This is a genomic window from Yersinia massiliensis (assembly GCF_003048255.1).
In the GTDB taxonomy this organism is placed as follows: domain Bacteria; phylum Pseudomonadota; class Gammaproteobacteria; order Enterobacterales; family Enterobacteriaceae; genus Yersinia; species Yersinia massiliensis_A.
Genome location: NZ_CP028487.1, coordinates 3107042 through 3133613, shown reverse-complemented (window position 1 = coordinate 3133613; position 26572 = coordinate 3107042). Strand labels below are relative to the sequence as shown.

Genomic DNA, 26572 nt, shown 5'->3' with positions numbered 1-26572 from the left:
TATTTTGTCATTCAATGTGCCGCCAATGCTGGCGGCGCTTTGCTCTTATCTTTGTAAACCATAAGATCTTCTGCTTTTTACCCTCTTTTGCCAGATATTTATCGCCGTTTATACCGTTAGTGACGCATTACATAGATAAACTGTGCATAAAAAATCGATAAAAGGCGTTTTTTACCCTAGAGTCTGGTACGGATGGTTAACTGCGGTTATGCTGCTGTTTCTGCAAAAGACATAATATTACCTCATAAAATCAGTGATTATCCTTGTTAGGTTAATAATCACTCGCTGTGCATAGTCATGCATCTGGTGTTTGAGGCGATGAACGTCGGCAGGGCAAAGGTATTGTATCTTTTCGGATACAAATTTAGCGCACTATTTCACCCCCTGTTCTGGAGGAGTTAACGGATGTTCACCCAACGTAAAAAGTGGTTATCGGGTGTTACTGCTGGCCTGTTACTGGCCGCGTCCGTCTCAGCATCCGCTGAGGAAAAAACACTGCACGTTTACAACTGGTCCGATTATATCGCGCCGGATACGCTGGCTAATTTCCAAAAAGAAACCGGCATTAAGGTTGTCTATGATGTGTTTGACTCCAACGAGGTGTTGGAAGGTAAATTGATGGCGGGAAGCACCGGTTTTGATTTAGTGGTGCCGTCAGCCAGTTTCCTTGAGCGCCAACTGTCTGCTGGCGTATTTAAGCCATTAGATAAAACGAAATTACCGAATTACAAAAACCTTGATCCTGAGCTGTTGGCACTCGTCAGCAAACACGATCCTGAGAATAAATTTGCGATCCCATATCTGTGGGCCACAACAGGCATTGGTTATAACGTCGAAAAAGTGAAAGCGGCGCTGGGAACAGATGCACCCGTTAATAGCTGGGATCTGGTGCTTAAACCTGAAAATCTTGAGAAGCTGAAAAGTTGCGGCGTTTCTTTCCTTGATGCGCCAAGCGAGATTTTTGCCACTGTATTGAATTATTTGGGTAAAGATCCAAACAGTATTCAGGCGGCTGACTACACGGGTCCTGCAACCGAATTGTTATTGAAATTGCGGCCAAATATCCGTTACTTCCACTCTTCACAGTACATTAATGATCTGGCAAACGGTGACATCTGTGTGGCGGTAGGTTGGGCAGGCGACATCATGCAGGCATCTAATCGCGCTAAAGAAGCCAAAAATGGCGTGAATGTGGCTTACAGCATTCCAAAAGAGGGAGCCTTGGCTTTCTTTGATGTGTTTGCGATGCCATCAGATGCTAAAAGTCAGGATGAAGCCTATCAGTTCCTGAATTACCTGATGCGCCCTGATGTGATTGCCAATATCAGTAACCACGTGTTTTATGCGAATGCTAACAAAGCGGCAACCCCGCTGGTGAATGCTGAGGTTCGCGATAACCCAGGCATTTATCCGCCGGCAGATGTGCGCGCGAAGATGTTCACGCTGAAAGTACAAGAGCCGAAAATCGATCGTGTCATCACATCGGCATGGACTAAAGTGAAAAGCGGTAAATAACCCATTGATGGGTAAGTAAAATAGACCATGGTAGGAACAGGGGGACTTTCTCTCTGTTCCTGTTTTTTATTGCGCCGCACCTCAAATGCGGCCTGTTCTGCTTTTACGGAGAGCACGCTGAGTGAATGATGTAATTCCCCGCCCACAGCCCAAATCCCAGAAGGTGTTTACGCCCTTGTTGGAGATTCGCAACTTAACCAAATCATTTGATGGTCAGGCCGCAGTAGATGATGTCAATTTGACCATCTACAAAGGTGAGATTTTTGCGCTGTTGGGGGCATCAGGTTGTGGTAAATCGACCCTGTTGCGCATGCTGGCCGGTTTTGAACAGCCGACGCAGGGGCAAATCGTCCTCGATGGGCAAGACTTGTCACACGTGCCACCTTATCAACGCCCGATCAACATGATGTTCCAGTCATATGCGTTGTTCCCCCATATGACGGTCGAGCAAAACATCGCGTTTGGTTTGAAGCAAGACAAATTGCCTTCGAATGAAATTAAAAGCCGTGTGGCTGAAATGCTGACGTTGGTACACATGCAAGAGTTCGCTAAGCGCAAACCGCACCAGTTATCCGGTGGTCAACGCCAACGTGTGGCGCTGGCACGCAGCTTGGCTAAACGTCCAAAACTGCTTCTGTTGGATGAGCCAATGGGGGCGTTGGATAAAAAGCTGCGTGACCGCATGCAACTCGAAGTTGTGGATATTCTCGAGCGAGTGGGGGCGACTTGTGTGATGGTGACCCACGATCAAGAAGAAGCCATGACCATGGCGGGCCGTATCGCCATTATGAACCGTGGCAAATTTGTGCAAATTGGTGAGCCAGAAGAGATTTATGAACACCCGAACAGCAGATTCAGTGCTGAATTTATCGGGTCAGTCAATGTGTTCGAAGGGGTATTAAAAGAGCGCTTAGACGATGCATTGATTATCGACAGCCCAGGTTTACGCCATCCGCTGAAAGTGGACTCTGACGCTTCAATAGTCGATGGGGTGCCGGTATTCGTTGCGCTGCGCCCTGAAAAAGTCATGTTGTGCGAGCAGGTGCCGGAAGATGGCTGCAACTTTGCCGTCGGTGAAGTGGTACACATTGCTTATCTGGGTGATCTGTCGATATATCACGTCAAACTCCATAGCGGCCAGATGCTGAGTGCACAGTTGCAAAATGGTCATCGCTACCGCAAAGGCATGCCAACATGGGGCGATGAAGTTCAACTGTGCTGGGATGCCGATAGCTGCGTGGTCTTAAATAGCTAATGGTGCTAAATAGCTAATGGTTTAAGTCGCTGATGGGCTTTAAAAAACAGATCGTTTTAAAAAGCTCAATAGCCTTGGGGAGCTCAATATTGTGATACCAAAATCCACTCATGGCACCGAAGAGCCACCGACCCGTGCGGTAGGGCAAATTAAGGCGCTGATACAACGCTTCCAGATGGCACATGGCCGTAAGCTGGTTATTGCTATACCATATTTATGGCTATTCCTGCTGTTTATGTTGCCATTCCTGATTGTGTTTAAAATCAGTTTGGCCGAGATGGCCCGCGCGGTGCCGCCTTATACCAATTTAGTGACTTGGCTTGATGGTAAGTTGGATATCTCGCTAAATCTGGGTAATTATCTCCTGCTCCTTGAAGAACCACTGTATATCGATGCTTATTTGCAATCGTTACAAGTGGCGGCTGTCTCAACGCTGTGTTGCCTTATTATCGGTTATCCGCTGGCTTGGGCTATTGCTCACAGTAAATCATCGACACGCAATATTTTATTGCTGCTGGTTATTCTACCGTCATGGACATCATTCCTGATTCGGGTCTATGCCTGGATAGGGATACTCAAAAATAACGGCATATTGAATAACTTCCTGATGTGGACGGGGATTATCGATCAACCGCTGATCATTTTGCACACTAATCTGGCGGTCTATATTGGCGTAGTGTATTCCTATTTGCCTTTCATGGTGCTGCCGATCTACACCGCATTAACTCGATTGGATTATTCACTAGTAGAAGCTGCATCTGATCTTGGTGCCAAGCCACTTAAAACTTTCATCAGCGTTATCATGCCTCTGACCAAAGGGGGTATCGTCGCAGGTTCCATGCTGGTCTTTATTCCGGCGGTAGGGGAATTTGTTATCCCTGAGCTACTTGGTGGGCCAGATAGCATCATGATTGGTCGAATATTATGGCAGGAATTCTTCAATAACCGTGACTGGCCGGTGGCTTCAGCCGTGGCAACGGTGATGTTGGTCTTACTGATTGTGCCGATACTCTGGTTCCATAAACACCAGAATAAACAGATAGGAGGCGCGTCGTGAACAACCTACCGGAAGTGCGTTCAGTCTGGCGTCGAGTGATCTTAGTTGTTGCTTATACTTTCCTGTATGCACCAATGTTGATGCTGGTTATCTACTCATTTAACAGTTCAAAGCTGGTCACGGTATGGGCGGGGTGGTCGACTCGTTGGTATATCGAATTATTTAATGATTCAGCAATGATATCAGCCGTAGGATTGAGTCTGACTATCGCGTCGGCCTCCGCCACCATGGCGGTGGTACTTGGAACCATCGCCGCCGTAGTGATGGTGCGCTTCGGGCGTTTTCGTGGTTCGACGGGGTTTGCATTTATGCTGACCGCGCCCTTAGTGATGCCCGATGTCATTACTGGCTTGTCACTATTGTTACTGTTTGTCGCCATGGGGCATGCCATCGGTTGGCCCGCAGAACGTGGCATGTTCACCATTTGGCTGGCGCACGTGACCTTTTGTACCGCTTATGTGACTGTCGTCATCAGCTCGCGCTTACGTGAACTTGACCGTTCTATTGAAGAGGCGGCAATGGATCTGGGGGCGACACCGCTGAAAGTGTTCTTTGTGATTACCGTCCCTATGATTGCCCCTGCGTTAATTTCAGGCTGGCTATTGGCCTTTACCTTATCGTTGGACGATTTAGTGATTGCCAGTTTTGTGGCTGGGCCAGGTGCGACCACATTGCCGATGTTAGTGTTCTCTAGCGTGAGGATGGGGGTGAATCCAGAAATCAATGCGCTGGCAACACTGATTCTGCTGGTGGTGGGCATCATCGGTTTAATCGCATGGTGGTTTATGTCTCGCTCAGAAAAACAGCGGTTGCGGGAGTTACGCAAAGCAGCTCGCAGTTGATAGGGCTTATGAATAGTTGATACCGTTAATTAATAGCTGATAGCCCTTAAAACTGTTAGTCTTTCTTTTACTTTAACGCCGCCTTGAGCGGCATTATTGTGAAGGATAACATTGAGTTGTAGGGAACCGAACGGGGGATAGATAGGCCAATATGAGAGCATTATTTTCATCCTCAGCTTTTTCGTCTTCAGCAACGACACCTGTTCCGGTTCTGATTGCCGGCACCGCTATCATTGCGACCCATTTTGTTGGCCTATTGCTCCTTGTGGCAGAATTGGGATGGGGGGGCATCGGTGCGTTTATTAATGAAAGCCTACAAAGCTGGGATTCCAGTTTTATCCTAGTAATGAGTATTTTCTTACTTCTGCTGGAAATTGCCTGTGGTGTCGGGGTCTGTCGTCGGCAGAACTGGGCGCGCTGGTGCTACCTGTTTTGCCAGATACTCGTCATTATCTATCTGTTGGTAGTCTCATTTGATTGGCTACTATTAGATGTTTTTCGTATTGAAGGTGATAGCAATGCGGAAATCCTTCATAGCCTACTGATGCAGAAAATCCCTGATGTGGTGATTATCGGTTTGTTATTCTTTCCTTGGCATCGCTATTTTGGCCACTCAAAATGAGTGTTTAGCCTGACACAGTGCTACAATTCGCCTCCAGCAACAGCTTCGGCTACGAATTCTTTAATGTCTCAGTCTATAACGGTCAATTATTAATGCATTGCGCTCAGTATGCGGCAGGTCGCTGTCGTTCCTGTCAGTGGTTGGATAAGCCTTATCCACAACAACTGGCTGACAAACAACATCATTTAGAAAATTTGCTCTCTGGGCATTCAGTGGCACAGTGGTTAACGCCAGTTTTCGGGCAGGAAAGCGCTTTTCGAAATAAAGCAAAAATGGTGGTCAGTGGCAGTGTCGAGCGTCCGTTATTAGGGATGTTACATCGTGACGGCACGCCTGTGGATTTATGTGACTGTCCGCTTTATCCGGCCAGTTTTGCGCCCGTTTTTGCCCTCCTTAAAACCTTTATTGCCCGTGCAGGTTTAACGCCATACAACGTTGCCCGTAAGCGTGGTGAGCTTAAATTCCTGTTACTGACTGAAAGTACGCATAGTGGTGAGTTGATGCTGCGTTTTGTTTTGCGTTCGGAAACTAAATTGGCGCAATTACAGGCGGCGTTACCCTGGTTACAACAGCAGTTGCCTCAATTGGCGGTTATCTCGGCCAATATTCAGCCGGTGCATATGGCGATTTTGGAAGGGGAGAAAGAGATCCCTTTGACTGAGCAGCAGGCATTGCCGGAGCAGTTTAATCAGGTGCCACTGTTTATCCGCCCGCAAAGCTTTTTCCAGACAAATCCGCAGGTTGCAGCTTCACTCTATGCCACTGCTCGCCAGTGGGTGCGTGAGTTAAATATCGATAGTATGTGGGATCTATTCTGTGGCGTTGGCGGTTTTGGTTTGCACTGCGCGGGGCCGCAGACAAAACTCACAGGAATTGAAATTAGCGCTGAAGCCATTGCCTGCGCGCGTCAGTCAGCAGATCTGTTAGGGTTAAAAAACGTAAGTTTTGCTGCGCTTGATTCCACTCGCTTCGCTACCGCAGAAGCGCAAGTGCCGCAATTGGTATTGGTGAACCCGCCACGGCGCGGAATTGGAACAGAGCTGTGTGATTATCTGGCTCAGATGGCACCTGAATATATTCTCTATTCAAGCTGTAACGCAGAGACAATGGCGAAGGATATTAGCAGGTTAGCGGCATATCGTATTGAGCGGGTGCAGTTGTTTGATATGTTTGCGCATACGGCACATTATGAAGCTTTAGCCCTGCTTACCCTTCGTCCTTGAAGCCACAGGGTTGTTGGCTGCTTTCACGCACCCGAATCACATACTGATGTATGCTCATCGGGATGTGTTCAATTGCCGCCTACCTGTGACTCCAATGACTTTGGGTATATTTTTTTCTTGAAGCCACAGGGTTGTTGGCTGCTTTCACGCACCCGAATCACATACTGATGTATGCTCATCGGGATGTGTTCAATTGCCGCCTACCTGTGACTCCAATGACTTTGGGTATATTTTTTTCTTGAAGCCACAGGGTTGTTGGCTGCTTTCACGCACCCGAATCACATACTGATGTATGCTCATCGGGATGAGTTCAATTGCCGCCTACCTGTGACTCCAATGACTTTGGGTATATTTTTTTCTTGAAGCCACAGGGTTGTTGGCTGCTTTCACGCACCCGAATCACATACTGATGTATGCTCATCGGGATGAGCTCAATTGCCGCTAACCTGCAACGCAAAGATAAAGATTATTATTGCGGGAACCACTTATCGTTAATGGCCTTATAGGTACCGTCAGCTTTAACGGCATCAATCGCTTTATTCAGTTTTTCTAGCAGCACGGTATTATCTGGGCGTACAGCAATCCCCAAGCCAGTGCCAAAGTATTGTGGATCAGTCACATGCTCGCCAACTGAGGCCAAATTAGGATTGGTTTTTAACCACTCATTCACCACTGCAGTATCACCAAACACCCCATCAATACGGCCATTCTTCAGGTCAATAATGGCATTCTGGTAGCTGTCATAAGCCACAGTTTGGATTTCAGGATGCTTATCCTGCAAATATTTCTGATGCGTGGTGCCGTTTTCCATCCCGATCTTCTTCCCTTTCAGATCAGCAAACGAGCTAAATTTGCCTTTGGGGGCGATCACGATAGCGGAGTTAGCATAGTAAGGCTGAGTGAATGCCACTTGCTTGCTACGCTCTGGCGTAATGTCCATGCCGGAGATAACAGCGTCATAACGTTTGAATTTAAGCGCTGGGATCAGGCTATCGAAGGCTTGATTGGTGAAGGTACAGTTGGCTTCCATCTGCTTACATAATGCTTTTGCCAAATCCATATCGAAGCCGACGATCTCGTTATTGGCATCCATTGATTCAAATGGTGGGTAGGTAGCTGAAGCTGCAAAACGGATGGTTTCTGCTGCGGTTGCGCTGAAAACCATGCCACTCAAGATTGTTGCCAATAGTAACTTTTTCATGCTTAAACTCCTGTCTGAATTTTTTATAATGAATTATTTATTAGTTATTGATTTTATTATGACTAGTCATTGTTCATCGCAATATATTCGGATGAATGATGTGGATTACATTGCCACTATATGAATTTATATGCAAGTAATGTGATTAAAAATTTAGTTTTTATTTTCGAAGGAAGTGAAGAGTCGGAGGGAGTTGAATTTAGATCGGATCTCATTGTGGTTGATATTCATTCGGTGGTGATTTTGTGTTCCTCTTCTAAGCCAAAAGGCGCGCTTGGGTATTTTTGCCCAAGCGCGCCTTTTACCAAGAGAAGATTTATTCGCGTTAATTACGCCGTTCAAAAGCAAGCGCTCTGCGTTCCACCAAACGCATCAACAGCGTCAGCAGCCCATTCACGCACAGATACACGATGCCAGCGGCACCAAAGACCATCACGTCATAAGTACGCCCATACATCAACTGGCTATAACCCATGACTTCCATCAATGTGATGGTATAAGCCAATGAGGTGCTTTTGAACACCAGAACCACTTCGTTGGAGTAGGATGACAATGCGCGCTTAAAGGCAAAGGGCAGCAGAATGCGTAACGACTGAGCCTTGGACATCCCCAACGCTTCGCAGGATTGCCACTGACCTGAAGGAATCGCCCGAACAGCACCATAGAACAGTTGAGTTGTATAGGCCGCGCTGTTCAATGCCAACGCAATCATGGCACATAGCCATGGTTGTGACAGCAGGCTCCATAACCATGGGTATTCACGGATAGCCGGAAATTGCCCTGGGCCGTAATAAATCAAAAAGATCTGCACTAGCAGCGGGGTGCCCGTGAACAGCGTGATATAGATTTTGACCAACGAGGTCATAATCGGGGTTTTCAGTGTTAAGACGATGGTAAACAGCACCGATAACACCAAGGCCACAATTAATGAAGCAATCGTCAATGTTAGGCTGGTGTGCAGCCCTTTTAAAATCTCGGGTAAGAATTCCAACATTAGGATGGGCTCCGTTCAAAGCGGGTGGTACGGAGTTCAATCCATTTGAGAACGTATTGGCTCAGCAGGGTGACGACCAGATAAATCGCCGCCGCAATCATGTACCAAGTGAAAGGTTCTTGAGTGCGGGTCGCAATGCTTTTGGTTTGCAGCATCAAGTCATTGACGCTGATCAGTGACACCAATGCCGTATCTTTGAGCAGTACCAGCCATTGGTTACCTAGGCCGGGCAATGCGTGACGCCACATTTGCGGCATAATCAAGCGGAAGAAAATGGCTGCCTGACTCAAACCCAATGCTTGCCCAGACTCCCATTGCCCAATGGGGACTGCTTTCAGTGCACCGCGTAAGGTTTGCGACGCATAAGCCGAATAGAGCAGGGCGAGGGCGATGACACCGCACAGGAACGGGCTAACCTCGAAATCATCAATGCTGAGCTTAATCGGCAACTCAAACAGATAAAGATTTAGGGTAAAGCCATCCGACAGCATCATCAGCAATTGTGAAGAGCCAAAATAGATAAACAGGACCACCAGAATCTCTGGTAGTCCGCGTAAGATGGTGACCCAGCCCGTCGTCAGATAACTGACCACTTTGATACGTGATGATTCACAGACGGCAAACAACATCGCCAGAACCAGACCGAGGGCCAATGCACAAACGGCAAGGCCGACGGTCATACCGGCGGCGCTTGCTAAAGGTTGAAATTCATTCATGGGTGTTTAAATTACTGCTGGAACCATTTTTTATAAATGGTCTGATAGGTGCCATCTGCTTTAATTTTCGCCAGTGCAGCATCTAACTTACCCTGTAACTCGGTATTGTTCTGACGAACGGCGATACCTAGGCCTGTGCCGAAATAGTCAGCATCAGTCACTTTATCCCCGACGGCAGCCAATTGGTCATTCTGCTTCAGCCATTCATTCACTACCGCAGTATCACCAAATACTGCGTCCAGACGGCCATTTTTCAGATCAAGAATCGCATTCTGATAGCTGTCATAAGGTACGGCAGTGATTTCAGGGTGTTTTTCCATCAGGTATTTTTGATGAGTGGAGCCGTTTTGCATCCCAACACGTTTGCCTTTCAGGGCTGCTAAATCAGCAACTTTCCCTTTCTCAGCGATAAACAACGCAGAGTTATCGTAGTAAGGCTGAGTAAATGCCACTTGTTTTAAGCGCTCAGGGGTGATGTCCATGCCTGAGATAACGGCATCAAAACGTTTAAATTTGAGGCTGGGGATCAAGCTGTCAAAGGCCTGATTGGTAAAGGTACAGTCAGCCTGCATCTCTTTACACAGCGCATTAGCCAGATCGATATCAAAGCCCTGCATTTTATTATTAGCATCGATAAATTCGAATGGCGGATAAGTGGCTTCAGCAGCGAAACGGATGGTTTCAGCAGCAGAAGCAGAAAGACTGATACTGGCAAGGACTGCAGCAATTATTAATTTTTTCATCGCAAATTCCCAAATAGATATCAATGTGACAGATAGCTGGCAAAAGCTTCGGTTGTTGGTTGTGTAAAGTGGCTGGCATCGCCTTGTTCCACCACATGGCCGTTTTCCATGTAAACCACACGGCTGGCTGTTTTGCGGGCCACTTCAACTTCATGCGTGACGATAACCTGGGTAATGCCTGTCCCAGCTAATTCACGGATGATGCTAACGATTTGCGCCGTAATTTCTGGGTCGAGCGCCGCAGTCGGTTCATCAAACAGCAGAACCTGAGGCTCCATCATCAGCGCACGAGCAATCGCGACACGCTGTTGCTGACCACCAGAAAGGTGCAGCGGATAGCGATCCACAAAATCAGTCAAACGCAGACGCGTCAGTAATTTTTGTGCTCTTTCCATGGCTTCATCTTTTGATAGACCAAGCACACGGCAAGGCGCTTCAATCAGATTTTGTACCACGGAAAGATGCGGCCAGAGGTTATATTGTTGGAAAACCATGCCGACATTTTGACGCAAGTCGCGAATCGCTTTTGCACCCGGAGCTTGGGTAAAGTCGAAGTGATTACCGGCTATCTGTAATGTGCCAGAACGCGGCATTTCCAACAGATTAAGCACACGTAGAAGTGAGCTTTTACCGGCACCACTTGGCCCTAGTAAGACTAAGGTTTCGCCTGCCGGACAGTCTAATGTAATGTCGAACAGCGCCTGATGTACGCCGTAGTAACAGTTAATTCCGCTAAGTTGAATACTCATGCGCCAAATCTGAATAGCCAATGATGCGGTGAATGGTAACTTCCGCGGCATACTTATGCAATCTTTGTGCGTTAAAATTTATTAATAACCAGCGCTAGCGTTAAAAACCAGCATAACATTTGGATTTGATTGCGCGGAAAGGGAATTTGTCGTGCGATGAATAAATCTGACAGAGTATCCGCAGTGGTGATTAAAAAATAGGCGAAATGGAAATTTACTTTTAAATCAATGCATACCGATTTCTGGAAGAAAACCGGTACACATTTTCGGCAAGAATAATCTGGCGGCTATTTCAATTTAATCAGATTGAATGTTGTGAAAATGACATCTATGTCAGCGGCTTGTAGGTGATGTTGACGTATTGTATTGGTGAATACGTTTTTGTCAGAGAAGGTCGCTTTGTCACAGGTTTTAAGCTCTTCGGCTATTTGCTTGAGCGTTTTACTACTCAACTCACCAATTTGTGTTCGCACTGTCTCGAGTGGTTTTGGCTGCCAATCAGATTCTGGCTGTGATAGCCAGTCAGCGCGGTAGCGGTATTGAATGGCTTTTGCCGCATTGATTTGCGCCACCATAAAAGGTTTGATGGAGACGGGGTCAAGACCGAGTGACGCCGCTTCAGCTAGCGCTTTATCGAGTACTTTTTCTTCTTGGGCGACATCTTCGACGGGCAAATGATTTTGCGCTTTATAGCCCGCGACATCTTTCATATAGCTTAAGCGTGCATTAATGAGTTGGGCAGTTTGCCCACACTGAGGCGCAGCTTGTGCCGTGATGGCGACAAAAAATCCGCTGACGGCGATAAGCCTGATAGCTGAGTGTATAGAGGACATGGCAACTTCTTCCTTGTTGAAGTTAATGATGAGTAGGGCGAATAGACATCGCCCTGATAAGGCAGCCAGAAAAGTCCTGTGTGACTAGTGATCACCTAATAGTTGGCGCAAGCTGCTGGCGGGCGCAGTCACACCCATAAAGCGAATATCATCAACAACCCAGCACGTCCCTTCACGGATCATCAACACTTCATCTTGCCACGCCACGGTTTGGCCACTGGCCGTTTGATGCGTCAAATTCACCCGCAGTGGAATATTTCGGGCATCGGTATTGGGGATCGTAGAAGCGCTGGCGACATCGGCATGAGTGCTACCTTCACGCATACTGGTAAAGATATCACCGTTGATAGCTTGAGTTTTATTCACTTGAGTCGTGTTACGAGTGCCCGCCTGTTTTCTGGCGGTTTGGATTGTGTCGTACAGCCCTTGGCTGAGGTAAGGGCGGAATTGGGCCGAGAGATTATCATCCGGTAGGCCACTGCGATTGCCAATTTGCTGAACCCGCAGATCATAGAATTTTTGTGCGACCTGATCTGGCCCGCCCTCAATACAAGGTGCTGTACGGCTACTCACATCCTTAAACGCCGGATCGACAGTGTTGGTACAGGCGCTAAGCATAATGGCAAGAGGGAGAATCAGAGCGATATTTTTCTTTTTCATATGATGACCTTAGGTGAAAGAATCTGTTATGAAAGTGATTGTAGTATAGACCTATTTTCTTGACAGTTTCACGCTTGCAGGAGATTGTCTCATTCAGCCAAGCTATGCCTAGCATGTTCTTATAAATGAACAGCTTTATTGCCCACTTAATTTGCCATGCTGTTTTATCCAGCGGGCGGTGCGAATAATGCCTTCGTCGAGCGACACTATCGGGCGATAGCCCAATTCTTGCTCGGCTCGGCGGGTATCTAGCGTCATATCAAAGTTGAGTTTAGCGGCAGCATAGTGAGTCAATACTGGCTCTTTCTCGGCCTTATTCCCCAGTTTTTCCATCGTTCTGGCCATGATATCCATCATCGGATAAGGCACGGAACGAATACGGCACGGCATCGACAGCTCTTCTAACAGATGTTGCACGATAGTGCGTAACGGGCGGGGCTGCTGATTAGTAATGTTATAAGCGCGGCCCGACAGCGTATTTTGGCTTTGAGTCGCCAACCACATAGCATGCACCGCGTTTTCCAGATAAGTCATGTCCACCAAAGCATTACCACCCCGAGGCAGTAGCAGAGTGCCATAATATTTGATCATCTGTAGTAGGCGCGGCAGCATCACTTTATCGTGAGGGCCGAATAAACCTTGCGGGCGCAGGATCGTAAAATGGGTTTGCGGGTTGGACAGCGCCAATTGTTCAATGACTTCTTCACCGGCTGCTTTACTGCGGGCGAATTCATTGGCGTAACGCGCGGGGCGGAAATCTTCCTGAATATTACGGTGATGATGAAAATCGAAATAAATCGCGGGTGAGGAGATATGAATAAAATTCTCCACACCATAGGCGGCAGCCCATTCACCGAGGCGGCGAGTGGCACGCACGTTGGCCAACTCAAACGCTTCTTCCGTCCCCCACGGCGAGGTAAAGCCGGAGCAATGCCACAGGGTGTCGACATTAGCCAACATGGCTTTTGCCTGCGAGGAAACCAGATTCGTCAGATCCGCATGAATAAATTCAGCGCCCATTTTGGTCAGTAATGTTCCCATCGCCGGATTGTTACCGGCGGCGATGACTTTGATACCCTGACGACGGAGATATTCAACGGCATTTCGGCCTAACCCACAGGTTGCACCGGTGACCAATACCTTCATAGCGAATTCGGTTCCCACCAAAAATCAGAATGCTAGCGCATAGAATTATTCGCTCAGCAAATAAGATGCCATTCTTCCGTGAAATGATGCGCTATGCAATATGACTTTGGAGAAGAATATGACAAAAGGGCCAAAAGGCCGACAAATAACCGCTATTTATCGGCCTTTTGGTTCATTACGCTGATTTGTCTGAATTTGGTTCGCTTTGCCCTAATATCCCAGGCTGATGCTCGCGATCATACTGTTCCGCCAGTGTGGCAATGCGTTTTGCCATCCCACGAAAAATAAACAGATGTGCCGGCATCATGACAAACCAATAAAGTAAACCGCTAAAACCTGCCGGATGCCACCATGCTCGTACATCAAAACAGCGGTTTCCACCCATATCCTTGATAGTAAAGGTTAGCCGGCCTAAACCGGGCGCTTTCATGCCGAACATCATCGCTAATTGGCGCAATGGTTTGACGGTAATGACTTTCCAGCCATCAACCAGATCACCCAACTCCAGCGTGTCACGGTCAGGGCGGCCATAAACCACACCACCACCGGCAATATCGTCCATCCAAGCACGGATTTTCCAGAGTGGGTTGCCATAGAAATAGCCTTCTTTCCCACCGATTTGCTGTACCACATGCCAAAGTGCTTCACTCGATGCCGTGGTGTAAAGCTGGCAACCTGCTTGCTTCGGATAGAATCCGTAACCGGGTCGCCAACGGGCGCGAGCCTCGGGGTCATAGCCCCAATCAGCGGAATCCACCACTTCATCCTCACGGCGCAACGTCTCTTTGACTGCATCGTCAAAACGAATTAACTGTTGGGGGATCAGCGCTTGCAACGCTTCACCATCGGCGGGTAAATCGTGGTTCAAACCCTCGATTAATGCGCTGGCAATGGGCGTTGGTACTGAGGTGATCATGCTGATGAAATACACCGAGATAAATCGGGTGGGCAATGGGATTGGAATCAACCAACGCCGCTTACCACTGATGGCAATAAAGCGTTCGAACAGCGTTTGATAGCTGATATATTCCGGCCCTGCGACATCAAAAATACGGTTTTCTTGCGCCGGATGATTGAGCATTTCTGTGAGATAAACCAACAGATTTTCCAGTGCAACGGGGGAAGATTTTGAACGTACCCAGCGTGGTGGTGTCAGGATGGGCAGGTTATAAACCATGTCGCGCATCACTTCAAAAGCGGCAGAGCCGGGGCCGACAATGATACTGGCGCGCAGCTCTGTCACGGGAAGACCACTTTGGCGCAACAAATCACCGGTCAGTTTACGGGCAATCAGGTGGGATGAACTGTTATTCCCCGGTTGTAATGCGCCGAGATAAATAACTTGTTTCACCGTTGATGATGGCGCTTGCAGTGCGGCCTTCATATTGTTAGCTGCAATACGTTCCTGCTCAATCAAATCTTGCCCGTCACCCATGCCATGGACCAGAAAATAGACAACATCAATATCCTGTAACGCAGCATTGAGAGTGGCAGGTTGGTAAAGATCGACAAAACGGCATTGGACACCGGGCCATTGCTGCTCGTTTAACCACTCGATCCGGCGAGCGGCGGCAGTCACATGATGGCCCTGTTGGCTGAGTTTAGGGATCAGATGCTGGCCAATATAGCCACTCGCGCCAAGCACTAATATCCGTTGCGGGGTCATGAGCGTTGCTCGAGCAAAAATTCACGCCACAGTGCCACGACTTTTTCCAGATCTTGGCGGCTGATATTGATGTGAGTAATCATTCGGGTGATGGGTCCAGCACTGATTAATACGCCGCGTTCGCGCATCCAAGGGCCAAATTTGGCAGCAGACTCGGCAGATTGCTTGATATACAGCACGTTAGTTTGCGCGCCGGGTGCCACAATATCGACATCCAATGAGCGCAGCTGTTGCTCGAGCCAAGCGGCATTGTCGTGATCCTCTTTTAATCGAGCGACATTGTGTTCCAGCGCGTATAGCCCTGCGGCGGCGAGGATCCCGGCTTGACGCATGCCACCACCGGTCATTTTACGCCAGCGACGCGCGCGTTGGATGTATTCAGCACTGCCACACAACAACGATCCCACTGGCGTCCCCAGCCCTTTAGAGAGGCAAATCGTCAGCGTATCGCAATATTGACTGATCTCGCTCAACGGCACATTTAGTGCAACGGCGGCATTAAAAATACGTGCACCATCAATATGCAACGCCAGTTTCTTTACCCGAGTCAGTGCCCATGCTTGCTGTAAATAATCCAGTGGCAACACTTTGCCGCTATGGGTATTTTCCAAACTGAGTAATCGAGTTTGGGCAAAATGAATATCATCAGGTTTGATCGCGGCTAAGACTTTATCCAGCGGTAGGGTGCCGTCATCGTTGGCATCAATGGGTTGTGGCTGAATGCTGCCGAGTACCGCGGCACCGCCTGCTTCATACAAGTAGTTATGCGCTTTTTGACCAACGATATACTCTTCACCTCGTTGGCAGTGAGTCAATAATGCGACTAAGTTCGCTTGTGTACCGGTTGGCAAAAACAAGGCTGCTTCTTTGCCTGATAAACTCGCGGCTTTGGCTTCCAACGCATTGACTGTCGGGTCATCGCCATACACATCATCACCTACTTCAGCATTGGCCATGGCATTGCGCATCGCGGCGTTAGGTTGCGTTACTGTGTCACTGCGTAAATCGATCAGCATAATTTTCTCACGGTCAGAATAAAGGGGCATGCTTCATCATAGCCAGATTGATAAAACAAGAAAGGCGTGGCGGGTTTTATTTATAGATATTGTGAATATTGCTTATCAGATTAATGGAAAATGAATAAAATTGTGATTATTCACTGATTTATTAGGATATTTCTCGAGTGGCATAAACTAAACATGAAGCAGTATTAATTTTCTCTAGGCATTTCCCTTGGTTATCAGTAAAAAAACGTTTTTCCAATTCGCGCGCGTCAGCCCTATCCAATAATGTCAAACCATATTGCTGGAGGAATGCGTCTAACCCTTTCTCTGCAATACCAAATGTCCATTCTTCACCAAGGCTGCGAACCCCTTCAACACTTTCTTTTACGCCATATTCATCCGTCATGGCAGAGGTAGCCACGAATTTATGGTCACTCACTAATAGATGGTCATAAACAAAATCGAAAATAATCTGGCTACCATCGCTGCTGTAGTCACTGATGGCACTGAACAGCGATTTTACCTGCGGGTGGGTCAGATACATCAACAAGCCTTCCAGCAAAAATAGGCATTTCTCGCCGGGCTGCAACGGGAGGGCGGCCAGTGTGTCAGCCAGATTTTGTTGGTTAAAATCGAGGGGAATAAACGTCAGATTAGATGGCGGCGTGATGTGAGCTTTGGCCAGTTTCTCTATTTTATTTTGCTGCATAGTCGGATGGTCAATTTCAAAGATGCGACTATGTTGCAGGGAGTGATGAAAACGAATTGCTCTCGAATCATAACCGGCCCCCAGAATAAATATTTTACTGAAGCGCCCAGCCGTTTTTTGCACAATCTGATCGATATATAAAGTGCGAGCGACAATGTAGGGATAAATACCAACAGGGGTCGCGAGATTAACGACATCATCCCCTAACAGAAAGGTTTTCTGAATCATCGAAAAGAACGAGTGAAAGGTCTGACTCAGAATGACCGCGACGTAATCATCACATTTCAATTGCGGCCTTTTTTCGCCGTATGACTTTGCTCGGAGCAAACAGGTCAATTCAGCGGTTGCTGATACCCCTGACTTCGCTTTTTTTAGCATAGAAATACCACCATCAATACAATTAGCCTGCTGATTATAAAGTGAACGTGATGACAGTTAATCTATAAAAGACTCTACGCCTCTATAAGCGATTTAATAGCGCGATAAACAGAAAGTGTCGCTTACGCCACATTATCCGCTTACGGCACATTATTCGCTTACGCAACATTATCAATGATAAGGGTTCAGACTCGAATGAGTCAGCAGAGTGGAATGCGACGAATGCGGCTAAGTCGCCGCTTTCGTCATGGTTAATAGTCGATGGTTAATGGTGGGGCGATAAAGGCTGATGACTCAGCCTAGAGAGCGAATAACAACCTGAGCGTTACCTTAAAAGTGTTAACGTAGCCAATTGGTTTTTGCCAGTTCGACGACTTCATCACCACGTCCGTTGATAATGGCCCTGAGCATATACAGGCTGAAACCTTTGGCCTGATCGAACTTTATTTGTGGTGGCATCGATAGTTCCTGCTTGGCGGTGACCACATCCACTAACACTGGCCCCGGATGAGCAAAGGCACTTTCCAATGCGGCATCCAGTTCTGAGGCTTTTTCGACTCGGATCCCCTTAATGCCAGCAGCATTGGCAATTGCGGCAAAGTCAGGGTTATGCAAGTCCGTGCCATCCGTCAGATAGCCACCGGCTTTCATCTCCATCGCCACAAACCCCAACACACTGTTATTAAATACCACGATTTTCACCGGCAACTTTAGCTGTGCCAGTGTGAGGAAATCCCCCATTAACATGGTGAAACCGCCGTCACCGCATAAAGCAACCACTTGTCGGTCAGGCGCGGTAGCTTGCGCACCAATGGCTTGCGGCATGGCGTTGGCCATCGAACCGTGGTTGAAAGAACCCAGTAAGCGCCGCTTGCCGTTCATTTCAAGATAGCGGGCTGCCCACACCGTTGGCGTACCCACATCGCAGGTGAAAATAGCATCATCCGTAGCATGGCGGCTGATTTGTTGCGCCAGATATTGTGGGTGGATCGGTTGGTTGTCATTCGCGGTCGCCAGCCCATCCAGATCTTTGCGGGTGGTGCGATAGTGCTCCAGCGCTTTTTCTAAAAATTTGTTATCACTTTTAGCGTCCAACTGCGGTAACAGCGCGCTGAGTGTCGTTTTGATATCACCGACCAGCGCCATGTTCACTGGGCAGTGAGCCCCTATGCTGCCGGGGTTGATATCAATCTGGATGATATTCGCTTTGCTGGGGTAAAAGGCGCGGTAGGGGAATTGGGTGCCAAGTAAAACCAGCGTATCAGCATTCATCATGGCGTGATAACCGGAGGAAAACCCAATCAAACCGGTCATTCCCACGCTGTAAGGGTTGTCCCACTCAATATGTTCTTTGCCCCGTAGCGCATGGACCACAGGGGCTTGCAGCATTTCAGCCAGTTTCACCACTTCATCATGCGCATCGGCGCATCCGCTACCACACATCAGCGTGATATTTTTTGCCTTATTCAGCGTTTGCGCCAAAATGTTCAACTCGCTCATCAGCGGCTGAACCAGCGGTAATTTCGGTGTTTGCCACAGGATAGCCGCCTCTTCGGGGGCAGGTTGTAGCGCAACATCACCCGGTAACACGATCACTGAAACCCCACGGTTAAGAATCGCTTTGCGCATGGCGATTTCGAGCACACGTGGTAACTGTTCCGGATTGGACACTAATTCGCAGTAGTGACTGCATTCGCGGAATAACTCTTGCGGGTGGGTTTCCTGAAAATAACCGCTGCCAATTTCACTTGAGGGAATATGTGCGGCAATGGCTAATACCGGCACATGGTTACGATGACAATCAAATAAACCATTGATCAGATGCAGGTTACCGGGGCCACAGGAGCCTGCACAAACGGCCAGTTGCCCTGTCAGTTGTGCCTCAGCGCCAGCGGCGAAAGCCGCGACTTCCTCATGACGAGTGCCGAGCCATTCAATGGTACCCATTCGGTGCAGGCTATCACTTAACCCGTTGAGTGAGTCTCCGGTTACCCCCCAAATGCGCTTCACGCCAGCTTGTTCCAATGTTTTAGCGACCAGTGTTGCCACAGTTTGCTTCATCTTTGTACCCTCAATGATTAATGGCGAGTCATTATTCTATGAGGTCAAAGTATGGCGTGTTTAACCATTTTTGCTCTATTAAGGCGAGGAATTGCCCCATGGATAATATGGATGGGTAGCATGGGGCGATAAATTCCGTGACGGCATTAGTCAAACACTTATGCCAATTGAACGTCACCTTGTAGCTGACAACTGCACGCCAAAACATAGCCTTGGGCGATCTCTTCGGGAGTGAGGGTCATGGTGCTGGTGGTGGTGTATTCACCGTGCAGAATGCGTGTTTTACAAGAGCCGCAAACACCGGCGCGGCAGGCGGCCATGACGGGGACTTTATGCTGTTCTAATGCAAACAGCAGTGAAGTGCCGACCGGAACTTTCACGCTTCTCAGTGGGTGGCTGATGGTCATCGTCAATTCATTGCTAGTGTCTATATCGCTATCCGCAGTGCGGAACTGCTCTTTCTGGAAATGATCCGCAGGAACGGATTGCTCACGGCAATATTGCTCGACCCAATCCATATAGGGGGCTGGGCCACAGGTCATCACTCGGCGCTGGGTAATATCGGGCGCAACATGCTGCATTACATCAGTGGTGATTCTTCCGGCGATAAAGCCGTCTGTCGCGGCTTGCTCAGCCATCAAAGTGAGTTGCAGTTGTTGTGGATAGCGCTGCAATAACTGTTGCCACTCATCGGCAAAAATCACATCTGCGGGTGAACGCACATTAAAAATCACCCGAATATCGGCGTGTTTACGCTGAGCCAATAAGTCACGGCACATTGACATCACGGGTGTGACGCCGCAACCCGCAGCCAGCATCAGGTAGTGGTCATCATCAGCATGGGCACAAGTAAATTCACCCTGAGCATCGGAAAGCCACAGATAATCGCCTTCATTAACGTGTTGGGTTAACCAGTTGGAGCCTTCACCTTGGACTAAACAGCGCACAGTCAGTTGGATAAAAGGGCTTAATCCGGGTGTGGAGGACAAGGTATATGCACGCAAGGTTTCATCACTGTTGCGGATACTGACCAAAGCATATTGCCCCGGTAAGTAAGCATAAAAGTCATGATTAATCAGCCGCAGGCTCCAGACATCGGGGGTTTCTTGCACGATAGAGTGGACTTGCATACGGTTAGGACAAAGGGCGGTGGGGCAATCAGCTGGGATAAAATCGGTCATCGGGGCCTCACAACAAATCAGGTCATTTTCGGGCTAGAAATAGGAATCATGCCCGACCAATGGCGCTAAACTGCACTGGCCGGGCAAGGTGGTATTGCTCGATGAACTTACGTCACATTGACCTCACGCTAAGCTATCGAAAAATAGAGGCTTAGCTGCCCAGAATCTCGTTCATATCTTGTTCAACGGTGGTAATAGGGCGCATACCAAATTTCTCGTACAAGATCCCCATCAGGTTATCTGTCAGGAAACCGGGCGCGGTTGGGCCGGTATAAATGTTTTTGACGCCTAATGACAGCAAAGTCAGGAGGATGACAATGGCTTTTTGTTCAAACCATGACAGCACTAAACTGAGAGGCAAATCATTGACGGTGCAGCCTAATTTTTCTGATAACTTCACTGCCAGCATGATGGCAGAGTAGGCATCGTTACATTGGCCGACATCCAGCAGGCGTGGTAAGCCCTCTAGTGTGCCAAAATCCAGTTTGTTAAAGCGATATTTGCCGCAGGCCAGTGTCATGATGATGCAATCTTGCGGCACACTGCGGGCAAAATCAGTGAAATAGCTGCGTTCGGTGCGGCTACCATCACAGCCCCCCACCAAGAAGACATGGCGTAATTTTTTAGTGGCGACCAAATCAATCACGGTATCAGCAGCATTTAGCAGGGTTTGACGACCAAAACCGACGGTGATCAGATGCTCCAGTTCATTGTACGGGAAGCCCGCCAGACTCAGTGCTTGATCAATCACCTGCTTGAAGTCATCACCTTCCAGATGATTCACACCCGGCCAGCCAACAATACTACGGGTCCAAATGCGATCACCGTAGTTGCCCACATTCGGGTCAATGATGCAGTTGGATGTCATCAAGATCGGGCCAGGGAATTTGGCGAATTCAGTTTGCTGATTCTGCCAGCCACTGCCGTAGTTCCCCACCAGATGTGAATAACGTTTTAACTCAGGATAGCCGTGGGCAGGCAGCATTTCACCGTGGGTGTAAATGTTAACGCCAGTTCCCTCGGTTTGTTCCAACAGCATTTGCAAGTCTTTGAGATCATGGCCTGATATCAAGATAGCTTTACCGGCGACAGGGCGCACGTTAACGGCCGTTGGTTGTGGATCGCCATAAGCTTGGGTTTCACCTGCGTCTAATATGGCCATCACGTTGAAGTTCATTTTGCCAATGCCCATTGCGTTATTGAGCAATGTGTCAACGTCACGGGGTTGCGTGCCTAACCAAGCCATATAGGCATGATATTCAGCATAAATCTGCTCATCGTACTGACCCAATACGTGGGCGTGTTCCATGTAGGCTGCCGCACCTTTGAGGCCGTACAAACACAGCATCCGCAGACCGTGAAGGTCATCGCCGATTTCTGCTTTGTCGTTATTCAAGGCAAATTGTTGTGATTGCTGCTGCAGGGCAGAGATGTCATCTGACAGCAGTTGCAGTTCAGCTAAGGGGTGATCAACGGTAATCGTGCTGTCGAGCAGGCGACAACGAATTGCCAGTGATTGGCGGAGTAAAATCGCTTCTTTGGCGTAACCGATGATTCTGTCTGAATCGAAATTCACATTGGTTAGGGTAGAGAAGAAGGCTCTGGGTGCAAAGCTGTCAATCTGGTGATCAACGATACCCACTTCACGCGCAGTCAATGCCCACGCTGAAAGTCCTTGTAGCACGGCAACCAATAAATCTTGTAAATCAGAGGTTTCTGCCGTTTTGCCGCACATCCCCTGCGCGTAAGAGCAGCCATTGCCCGCAGGTGTCCGGATGGTTTGTTCACATTGCACACAGAACATAATTATTTTTCCTTTTAAAAGTGCATTTGTAATGCATGTTTAAAAGCATAGTGATGTCTGGCTGGTTTAAAAAGGCCTATTTAAGGCAACTTTCACTTGTTTTGATTTGGCGCAATTTTTGCTGAGAATGAGAATTTATTCACTTTGCTGCGAGGGCGATGCGCAGTGAGTTGTGCGACTCACCGCGCAAAGTGATCATTATGACGAGAAGAATGCGATCAATACTGGTGCCAATAGACTCAATAAAAATCCGTGGACGATGGCCGCAGGGACCATTTCTAGCCCACCACTGCGCTGCAATACGGGCAAGGTAAAGTCCATTGAAGTCGCACCACACAAGCCTAGCGCCGTTGAGCGGCTACTGCGAACTAGCGTTGGGATAAGCATGATCGCCACCAATTCCCGCGCTAAGTCATTGAAGAAGGCCGCGCTGCCGATCACTGGGCCAAATGCATCCGTCAGCAAAATACCGGACAGTGAATACCAACCGAAACCAGAAGCCATCGCCAGCCCTGTTTTAATCGGTAACCCCATTAATGCAGCGGCGAGTGCACCGCCGAGTAATGCACTGATGCCGACGATAAAGGCCACAATAGTGCCACGGCGGTTCAGCACGATTTGGCGCAGTGTCATGCCACTGTTACGCAATTGGATACCGACTAAAAACAGCAGGAAGATCAGTGCGAGTTCGCTGCCTTTTGCCGCAAATTGTAGCCATGCCCATTGGCTCAACCCCAGCAGAAAACCGATAATCACCACACCGCATAATTTTAATGATTCCAACGCCATATGCAGCCGCGAAGGTAATGCTTCCTGACGATGTGTGTTCCGCCAAGGTAATTTACGCTCGAGTAAAAACAACCCGAGTAGATTGGCGCAAAAAATACAGAGGAAAAAAACGCCCGTGTATTGGAAGATCAGCAGCAAGTTAGCACTGAGATTTTCCAGAAATGCCAGACTGATGCCCATAAAGAATAAAATCACGTAGACCATCCAGCTTAATAAGCGGTTGATCATTTGAATGAGTGACTTGCTGCTAAGTGGGATCAAATAACCTACGATTAACGGCAAAAGAATGATCAGCAATCCTGAATACACGAGTTATACCGTCCTGTTTTGCGGTTAAGATTATTATGCGGGGATGAGTGACACGGTGGTTAGAACAACCAGTACCAATATCAGATAAGCAATAGTGCTCAGTGCTGCAATAAGCTATCTAAAAATTCCCGCAGAGTAAAGCAGCATAAATATCGCTTTATCATCTGGCAGATAAGGATTTTTACCTCATATTTTCAATATAATCCGCTATGCTTGCCGACTTAACAATGTTATCTAGTAATCAATGTCATCTAGAAATCAATGTCATCTCGTAGTAACAGTATGATTCCATTCGCACCGGAGGCGTAGCATGTATCTTGAACGCGTTGATATAGTCGGTTTTCGCGGTATCAATCGTATTTCATTGAACCTTGATGATAATACCGTGTTGATCGGTGAGAATGCTTGGGGTAAATCCAGCTTATTAGATGCGCTTACGTTACTCTTATCCCCTGAACCGCAACTTTATCATTTCACCGTGCAGGATTTTTATTATCCGGCAGGGGATGAAAATGCGAAAGAGCGCCATTTACAGATTATTTTTACCTTCTGTGAGAAAGACATTGGCCATTGGCGTGCGCCTCGTTATCGCCAATTAGCCCCGCTATGGATAAATAATGATGACGGTTTGCATCGTATTTATTATCGGGTTGAAGGTGAATTGGCTGATGATGGCACCGTGTGCACTTGGCGCACATTCCTCGATTCAGAAGGCCAGCCGCTGGCGTTGCATGATATTGAGAAATTGGCGCGGGGAGTCATTCGCATTCATCCGGTACTGCGACTACGTGATGCGCGTTTTATGCGTCGGCTGCGTAATACCACCCTTGAAAATGGTCAACAGCCAGACAAAGTGGCGCTGAACCAACAGTTAGATCAGTTAAGCCGTGAATTGGTGCGCAACCCACAGAAATTGACTAACTCCGAACTGCGTCAAGGGCTAGAAGCCATGCGTCAACTACTCGAGCATTATTTTGCTGAGTTTGGCTCGCAGTCAGTCGGCGTACGTAGCCACCGCTTTCGCCCACAACCCGAGCGTGAGGCTTGGCTGGCGCTCGACAATATCAACCGAATGGTGGCTGAACCCAATAGCCGTAGTATGCGATTGATATTATTGGGTATGTTCTCAACGTTACTGCAAGCTAAAGGCCCGCTAAGCCTTGATCCTCATGCCCGCCCCTTACTGTTGGTTGAAGACCCTGAAACTCGCTTGCACCCCATTATGCTATCCGTTGCTTGGGGGTTACTCAGCCAACTTCCCCTACAGCGAATTACGACCACTAATTCCGGTGAGTTAGTGTCATTGGTGCCTGTGGAGAGCATTTGCCGGTTGGTACGTGAATCGTCACGGGTGGCAACTTACCGTATTGGACCACGTGGCATGAGTGCGGAAGACAGCCGCCGCATCGCGTTTCATATCCGCTTCAATCGGCCTTCAGCCTTATTCGCTCGTTGCTGGTTGATGGTGGAGGGGGAAACAGAAATCTGGTTACTCAATGAGCTAGCGCGTCAGTGTGGCCATCATTTTGAAGCTGAGGGCGTCAAAGTGATTGAGTTTGCCCAAAGTGGTTTACGGCCGCTGTTGAAGTACGCTAATCGTATGGGGATCCAATGGCATGTTCTGACGGATGGCGATGATGCCGGCAAAAAGTATGCTGCCACGGTACGAACAATGGCGGAAAATGATCATGAACGGGATCGCTTAACCATTTTGCCAGCACCCGATATGGAGCACTTTTTATATCGAGGTGGTTTTGATGATGTTTACCACCGAGTATCGGGAATACCGATGAATGCAAAAATGCAGCCACGTAGGGTGATTGAGAAAGCTATTCATCGCACCTCCAAGCCAGATCTTGCCATTGAGGTGACCAGTCAGGCCAGAGATTGGGGGGTAGAATCAATCCCCCCGTTACTGAAAAAAATGTTCTCGCGTGTTGTTTGGCTCGCGCGTGGGCGGGCAGACTAGCGTAACAATGTGTTGCGTTTAGCGCTCGATAAAATGTGCAGCTAAGCCGCTTTCGAGTTGATCAAGCAACTGATAACGGCGGCGATATTCCGCCCGCTTTTTGCTCGCAATATCTTCAAGCGGTTTGCGTGCAATCTGTGTGGGTAAGCTGAAATGGCCTTTTGAGCATTGTATCCCGCCCAATGAGCGCCAGAAGCTATCATAATCTGCGTGTAACTTATCTTTCTTCTTCGCTCGATAGCGCCAATTTTGATAAATATGCGTGGTATTCCCAACCGCAATGACTTGTGTTGCGCCCATCAGTTTCGCCAAAGAACAGGCGGCTTCTAATACCAAACGTTTAGGAAATAAACCATGGCACGCTTTGGTGCTGAGATGAATTTCACTGTGGGGAGTTTCGTTATCGGCCCCTTGTAAGCCACCAATAAACAATGTTTTTTGCTGTTGATAGTAAAATAGACTGAACGTCAGTACGGCCAGCGTTTGTTGTTGCTCATTGGTCAGCATCAGCGTAATTTCACCCTCTTTATTGAATCTCGCGATAGCGGCCAAATATAGAGAGTACTTCTCCTCATTCTTACCGGTTAGCTCAGTCAATTTATACGGCGAGTGATGGGCATAATTGTGCCGTAATGACGCTGGCATACATTGATTTATGAGTTCGAAATGATCCTGTAATACCGCCAGCTTTTGGCGATTATTAAAGGTATTAGCCAAATAAGGGCGATGCAATTTACAGGGTAAATCAGGTTGATTGCGTAACATTTTGCTCAGAAACGGCTGTTTCACCAGAATGGCTAACAAGTTAAAGGTTAATTTAGGGCAAATTAAGCTTCGGGCAATAAATTTAAGTCGAAACATCAACTTATGCCATGAACCGCCCAACGCGGGATTGCCTTTAAACAGCAATGCGATTAACCCCCAAGAGTTAATATTGTTAGGGTTTGATGTGGTGTTACTAATGTTATGCATGATTAAATCCGTTGTATCACTATTTTTTCGCCGCTATTGACGTTACGGGGCTATTGAAACAATCGGGAACTAAACAGTGTGTCAATGCATCTTAGGATTCGCTGGTAGCATGGTTATATTGAGTTTTCGTTTAACTAAATGAGAATTTCCGATGGTAATTTCGGCAATTTGAAG

General features: G+C 47.9%; 23 protein-coding genes. 7 read left to right on the top strand and 16 right to left on the bottom strand.

The annotated features are described in order from the left end of the window. The first annotated feature begins 405 nt into the window (after positions 1-405). From potF to rlmC, 6 genes are all read left to right on the top strand, one after another. The gene (gene potF / locus DA391_RS14645; RefSeq protein ID WP_019209460.1) at positions 406-1515 is read left to right on the top strand and encodes a spermidine/putrescine ABC transporter substrate-binding protein PotF; all 1110 of its coding nucleotides are present in this window, start codon (positions 406-408) and stop codon (positions 1513-1515) included. A 121-nt stretch (positions 1516-1636) separates the two neighbouring features. After that, the gene (potG, locus tag DA391_RS14635; protein WP_049605407.1) at positions 1637-2770 is read left to right on the top strand and encodes a putrescine ABC transporter ATP-binding subunit PotG; all 1134 of its coding nucleotides are present in this window, start codon (positions 1637-1639) and stop codon (positions 2768-2770) included. 91 nt (positions 2771-2861) lie between these two features. Continuing rightward, the gene (gene potH, locus DA391_RS14630; protein ID WP_108087909.1) at positions 2862-3827 is read left to right on the top strand and encodes a putrescine ABC transporter permease PotH; all 966 of its coding nucleotides are present in this window, start codon (positions 2862-2864) and stop codon (positions 3825-3827) included. Then, entirely contained in the window at positions 3824-4669 is an 846-nt protein-coding gene (gene potI / locus DA391_RS14625) for a putrescine ABC transporter permease PotI (RefSeq protein WP_050081409.1), read from the top strand. Before potH ends, potI begins: the two co-directional genes overlap by 4 nt. A 151-nt stretch (positions 4670-4820) precedes the next feature. Beyond that, positions 4821-5291: a YbjO family protein gene (locus DA391_RS14620; RefSeq protein WP_050081410.1), complete on the top strand. Its 471-nt coding sequence runs from the start codon at positions 4821-4823 to the stop codon at positions 5289-5291. A 92-nt stretch (positions 5292-5383) separates the two neighbouring features. Further along, positions 5384-6514: a 23S rRNA (uracil(747)-C(5))-methyltransferase RlmC gene (gene rlmC / locus DA391_RS14615; protein ID WP_050287477.1), complete on the top strand. Its 1131-nt coding sequence runs from the start codon at positions 5384-5386 to the stop codon at positions 6512-6514. 469 nt (positions 6515-6983) lie between these two features. On the opposite strand, the gene artJ (DA391_RS14610) is transcribed toward rlmC, so the two are convergent. The 15 genes from artJ (DA391_RS14610) to DA391_RS14540 form a co-directional block, all read right to left on the bottom strand. Then, positions 6984-7715, bottom strand: a complete 732-nt coding sequence (gene artJ, locus DA391_RS14610; RefSeq protein WP_050081411.1) for an arginine ABC transporter substrate-binding protein — start codon at positions 7713-7715, stop codon at positions 6984-6986. Positions 7716-8040: 325 nt separating this feature from the next. Further along, positions 8041-8709, bottom strand: coding sequence for an arginine ABC transporter permease ArtM (artM, locus tag DA391_RS14605; protein WP_019209467.1), 669 nt, complete (start codon positions 8707-8709; stop codon positions 8041-8043). After that, positions 8709-9425 (bottom strand): arginine ABC transporter permease ArtQ, encoded by a 717-nt coding sequence (gene artQ, locus DA391_RS14600; protein ID WP_019209468.1) that lies wholly within the window; start codon positions 9423-9425, stop codon positions 8709-8711. Before artQ ends, artM begins: the two co-directional genes overlap by 1 nt. 11 nt (positions 9426-9436) lie before the next feature. After that, positions 9437-10168, bottom strand: coding sequence for an arginine ABC transporter substrate-binding protein (gene artJ / locus DA391_RS14595; RefSeq protein ID WP_019209469.1), 732 nt, complete (start codon positions 10166-10168; stop codon positions 9437-9439). Between the two features lie 20 nt (positions 10169-10188). Beyond that, entirely contained in the window at positions 10189-10917 is a 729-nt protein-coding gene (artP, locus tag DA391_RS14590) for an arginine ABC transporter ATP-binding protein ArtP (protein ID WP_108088286.1), read from the bottom strand. A gap of 287 nt (positions 10918-11204) precedes the next feature. Continuing rightward, positions 11205-11750 (bottom strand): chorismate mutase, encoded by a 546-nt coding sequence (locus DA391_RS14585; protein ID WP_050873279.1) that lies wholly within the window; start codon positions 11748-11750, stop codon positions 11205-11207. An 84-nt stretch (positions 11751-11834) separates the two neighbouring features. Continuing rightward, positions 11835-12410: a lipoprotein gene (locus tag DA391_RS14580; RefSeq protein WP_108087908.1), complete on the bottom strand. Its 576-nt coding sequence runs from the start codon at positions 12408-12410 to the stop codon at positions 11835-11837. 135 nt (positions 12411-12545) lie between these two features. Further along, on the bottom strand, positions 12546-13556 hold the full coding sequence (locus tag DA391_RS14575) for an NAD-dependent epimerase/dehydratase family protein (RefSeq protein WP_050081414.1): 1011 nt from the start codon (positions 13554-13556) through the stop codon (positions 12546-12548). A gap of 175 nt (positions 13557-13731) precedes the next feature. Continuing rightward, positions 13732-15222, bottom strand: coding sequence for a DUF2867 domain-containing protein (locus tag DA391_RS14570; RefSeq protein ID WP_050286104.1), 1491 nt, complete (start codon positions 15220-15222; stop codon positions 13732-13734). After that, a complete protein-coding gene (gene ltaE, locus DA391_RS14565) occupies positions 15219-16238 on the bottom strand; it encodes a low-specificity L-threonine aldolase (RefSeq protein ID WP_050081485.1) in 1020 nt (339 codons plus the stop codon). Before ltaE ends, DA391_RS14570 begins: the two co-directional genes overlap by 4 nt. Positions 16239-16389: 151 nt before the next feature. Beyond that, entirely contained in the window at positions 16390-17313 is a 924-nt protein-coding gene (locus tag DA391_RS14560; RefSeq protein WP_050873283.1) for a class I SAM-dependent methyltransferase, read from the bottom strand. A 339-nt stretch (positions 17314-17652) separates the two neighbouring features. Next, positions 17653-19374: a ubiquinone-dependent pyruvate dehydrogenase gene (gene poxB, locus DA391_RS14555; RefSeq protein ID WP_050286102.1), complete on the bottom strand. Its 1722-nt coding sequence runs from the start codon at positions 19372-19374 to the stop codon at positions 17653-17655. A 158-nt stretch (positions 19375-19532) separates the two neighbouring features. After that, positions 19533-20555, bottom strand: coding sequence for an NADH oxidoreductase (gene hcr, locus DA391_RS14550; protein WP_108087907.1), 1023 nt, complete (start codon positions 20553-20555; stop codon positions 19533-19535). Between the two features lie 151 nt (positions 20556-20706). Further along, the gene (gene hcp, locus DA391_RS14545) at positions 20707-22359 is read right to left on the bottom strand and encodes a hydroxylamine reductase (protein ID WP_206186967.1); all 1653 of its coding nucleotides are present in this window, start codon (positions 22357-22359) and stop codon (positions 20707-20709) included. A gap of 198 nt (positions 22360-22557) precedes the next feature. After that, on the bottom strand, positions 22558-23457 hold the full coding sequence (locus DA391_RS14540; RefSeq protein ID WP_050286099.1) for a lysine exporter LysO family protein: 900 nt from the start codon (positions 23455-23457) through the stop codon (positions 22558-22560). Between the two features lie 310 nt (positions 23458-23767). Between DA391_RS14540 and DA391_RS14535 the strand changes: the two genes are divergently transcribed. Next, the gene (locus tag DA391_RS14535; RefSeq protein ID WP_050081421.1) at positions 23768-25426 is read left to right on the top strand and encodes an ATP-dependent endonuclease; all 1659 of its coding nucleotides are present in this window, start codon (positions 23768-23770) and stop codon (positions 25424-25426) included. A gap of 18 nt (positions 25427-25444) precedes the next feature. Here DA391_RS14535 and DA391_RS14530 read toward each other — a convergent pair whose 3' ends face one another. Then, complete coding sequence (locus tag DA391_RS14530; RefSeq protein WP_050286098.1) at positions 25445-26398, bottom strand: VirK/YbjX family protein; 954 nt, start codon at positions 26396-26398, stop codon at positions 25445-25447. Positions 26399-26572 lie beyond the last annotated feature (174 nt).

Excerpts from the sequence above, each read along its gene's own strand:
- potF (WP_019209460.1), top strand. The coding sequence starts at position 406 with ATGTTCACCCAACGTAAAAAGTGGTTATCGGGTGTTACTGCTGGCCTG.
- DA391_RS14620 (WP_050081410.1), top strand. The coding sequence starts at position 4,821 with ATGAGAGCATTATTTTCATCCTCAGCTTTTTCGTCTTCAGCAACGACA.
- rlmC (WP_050287477.1), top strand. The coding sequence starts at position 5,384 with ATGCATTGCGCTCAGTATGCGGCAGGTCGCTGTCGTTCCTGTCAGTGG.
- artJ (WP_050081411.1), bottom strand. The coding sequence starts at position 7,715 with ATGAAAAAGTTACTATTGGCAACAATCTTGAGTGGCATGGTTTTCAGC.
- artM (WP_019209467.1), bottom strand. The coding sequence starts at position 8,709 with ATGTTGGAATTCTTACCCGAGATTTTAAAAGGGCTGCACACCAGCCTA.
- artQ (WP_019209468.1), bottom strand. The coding sequence starts at position 9,425 with ATGAATGAATTTCAACCTTTAGCAAGCGCCGCCGGTATGACCGTCGGC.
- artJ (WP_019209469.1), bottom strand. The coding sequence starts at position 10,168 with ATGAAAAAATTAATAATTGCTGCAGTCCTTGCCAGTATCAGTCTTTCT.
- artP (WP_108088286.1), bottom strand. The coding sequence starts at position 10,917 with ATGAGTATTCAACTTAGCGGAATTAACTGTTACTACGGCGTACATCAG.
- DA391_RS14585 (WP_050873279.1), bottom strand. The coding sequence starts at position 11,750 with ATGTCCTCTATACACTCAGCTATCAGGCTTATCGCCGTCAGCGGATTT.
- DA391_RS14580 (WP_108087908.1), bottom strand. The coding sequence starts at position 12,410 with ATGAAAAAGAAAAATATCGCTCTGATTCTCCCTCTTGCCATTATGCTT.
- DA391_RS14575 (WP_050081414.1), bottom strand. The coding sequence starts at position 13,556 with ATGAAGGTATTGGTCACCGGTGCAACCTGTGGGTTAGGCCGAAATGCC.
- DA391_RS14570 (WP_050286104.1), bottom strand. The coding sequence starts at position 15,222 with ATGACCCCGCAACGGATATTAGTGCTTGGCGCGAGTGGCTATATTGGC.
- ltaE (WP_050081485.1), bottom strand. The coding sequence starts at position 16,238 with ATGCTGATCGATTTACGCAGTGACACAGTAACGCAACCTAACGCCGCG.
- DA391_RS14560 (WP_050873283.1), bottom strand. The coding sequence starts at position 17,313 with ATGCTAAAAAAAGCGAAGTCAGGGGTATCAGCAACCGCTGAATTGACC.
- poxB (WP_050286102.1), bottom strand. The coding sequence starts at position 19,374 with ATGAAGCAAACTGTGGCAACACTGGTCGCTAAAACATTGGAACAAGCT.
- hcr (WP_108087907.1), bottom strand. The coding sequence starts at position 20,555 with ATGACCGATTTTATCCCAGCTGATTGCCCCACCGCCCTTTGTCCTAAC.
- hcp (WP_206186967.1), bottom strand. The coding sequence starts at position 22,359 with ATGTTCTGTGTGCAATGTGAACAAACCATCCGGACACCTGCGGGCAAT.
- DA391_RS14535 (WP_050081421.1), top strand. The coding sequence starts at position 23,768 with ATGTATCTTGAACGCGTTGATATAGTCGGTTTTCGCGGTATCAATCGT.
- DA391_RS14530 (WP_050286098.1), bottom strand. The coding sequence starts at position 26,398 with ATGCATAACATTAGTAACACCACATCAAACCCTAACAATATTAACTCT.